The sequence below is a fragment of the Bradyrhizobium sp. Cp5.3 genome (genome assembly GCF_000426265.1).
Classification (GTDB): domain Bacteria; phylum Pseudomonadota; class Alphaproteobacteria; order Rhizobiales; family Xanthobacteraceae; genus Bradyrhizobium; species Bradyrhizobium neotropicale.
Map to the genome: position 1 here is coordinate 1 of NZ_AUFA01000132.1, position 1,576 is coordinate 1,576.

Consider the following 1,576-nt stretch of genomic DNA (forward strand, 5'->3'; position numbering starts at 1 on the left):
ACGATCAACCCCGTTGCCCACGTCACGAGGGCCGCGTAACATTCATTCCGGCAACGTCGGCCCGACCTAGTTCAACAGCGATCGGGACATCCCCAAATTGTGCTGACGCCCAAGTTAGCCTTTAGCTAAGGCAATTAGGGCCCTTCGTGTCTGACAGCTGTCGCAATTTGTGCGTTTGGAGACAGTCCGACAATTTGATGCCCACGTAACGCGACCCTCTCAAAACCATCCCCAGCAATTCGGCCCGCAGAGCTTCACTCGCGAGTTGGCACGCGACTTGCCACGGCATGACATCATCACCGAATCCCGTCCGACTACCGCTCGGTGATGTAGGGCTGACTTGACGTCTCTAACGGGTCCGCCCGCTCGACAATGCATGCTGGTGTGTTGCGTAATGAAACCACATGTTAGAGCTGCTGCGGCCGCAACCGCATTTGCGCACGGTCTTCGCCGTGATGTTCTGAGCGTCTACGAGCATGAAACTCGTGGTTACAGCAGGACAAGTGTCTCTGTACGCGGGAATGATGCGAACGGATTCGACTACGATCACAACTGTCGCATCAGTGGCTCGCTACCTAGCATGCAGCACCATGGAACAGGGGCACGCTTACAGCTCGCCCCGAAGCGTCTCGGGGCGTACATCGGCTTCGATCACGACACGGCATCCTACTTTACAGTGAAAGTCAGCTGCGATCGCATCTGCCTGTTTGATTGCCGGGAAAGAACGCACTTTACGTTCACTGTGTGGTCCTGATCACGGAGAATAAAAAGTGAAGATGGGCAAAGTGATTTACGGGAATCGCGACCGCCACTACGGTTTCATTCGATGTGACGACGGCGGTGACGATCAATTTGTCCACGTCAGTGCGCTGATCGATACCGGTACGCTCTACGTCGGTGATGTTGTTCTATTTGAAGTCACTCGCGACAGCCGAGGCCGTCGTGAGCACGCGGCGAACGTCAAACTTAGTTGGAAAAGCGATTGCGAAGGGAGGAAATCATGAGGCGCCTCCGGTTCAGGCAGGACAGTTCGCTTGGCGAACGGCTCATCAAGGCAGCTCGGATCGCGAGGGAAAAGGCAGAGCACCTACCCCCCGGCAAGGAGCGTGAGGACCTTCTGAAGAAGGCTCACGGAGCTGATGTAGCCGCCCGCATCGACGAATGGTTGAACTCACCGGGTCTCAGGGCCCCGACCTAATGCTTCGCATGGCCGTCATAGCAGGTGCAATCGGTGCTGTTTCTGTTGGCGTTACATGGGTTCGCCGTGAATCTGTTTGACCGTTTGACCGACGCCGACGCAAACGGATGCGCCAGTAACCACCTTTTCGGTTGAGACAATTTTACGCTTCCACAACTGATTCCGGGCTAACCTTAAGATTTGATAGGGCTACAAGTTGCCACTGTTGATTGTCTCCGCCGTGGATTGGAAATAGCTGAATCGTGTTGCCCTCTTTCTTCGCCGACCCATAGTTGTCGATGCATGACCTTGCCCCCATATGTGGAACGGCCCGCGTGGCAAGAGCTTTTTCAGTCGATTTCACACATTGGAACGGTGCGGTCATATGTCCGGCCTTTG

The 1,576-nt window shown here is 55.2% G+C and carries 1 protein-coding gene and 1 pseudogene; one reads left to right on the forward strand and one right to left on the reverse strand.

Going from position 1 to position 1,576, the window contains the following annotated elements:
• Nucleotides 1-776: 776 nt before the first annotated feature.
• Nucleotides 777-1,004 carry a cold-shock protein gene (locus K289_RS50055; protein WP_084788962.1) on the forward strand — a complete coding sequence of 76 codons (228 nt, stop codon included), beginning with the start codon at nt 777-779 and terminating at the stop codon, nt 1,002-1,004.
• A 336-nt stretch (nt 1,005-1,340) separates the two neighbouring features.
• Here the strand turns inward: K289_RS50055 and K289_RS52130 are convergent.
• Nucleotides 1,341-1,576 (reverse strand): annotated as a pseudogene (locus tag K289_RS52130) (RICIN domain-containing protein); the annotation flags it as partial.